The sequence below is a fragment of the Leptotrichia sp. OH3620_COT-345 genome (genome assembly GCF_003932895.1).
Classification (GTDB): domain Bacteria; phylum Fusobacteriota; class Fusobacteriia; order Fusobacteriales; family Leptotrichiaceae; genus Pseudoleptotrichia.
The window spans coordinates 1-231 of the sequence record NZ_RQYW01000216.1 but is presented as its reverse complement, the minus strand read 5'-3'; the positions used below and the strand labels follow the sequence as shown (position 1 = coordinate 231).

Annotated in this window: 1 protein-coding gene; it reads left to right on the top strand. The window is 35.1% G+C overall.

All coding sequences use genetic code 11. The annotated features are described in order from the left end of the window. On the top strand, positions 1 to 231 hold a 231-nt coding region (locus EII29_RS12575), incomplete at both ends, for a hypothetical protein (protein ID WP_158612585.1).

Here is a 231-nt window from a genome sequence, read left to right as displayed (position 1 = left end):
AGCATTGGCAATATCATCAGGTGATAAGAGAGTAAAATATGACCTTGGCTTATACAGTCAGGGAAATATAGTAGGATTAGGAGCATTTAATGTATTAAGGAATAACGGAATACATTTAGGGAAAGGAAAAGGGTTTGATTTAAGGTCATACGGAACTCCTATAAGAAGAAATACATTATCTGATTTTGAGAAGCCATTGGGAATACGATTTAAAGGGTCAGCATTGAACAC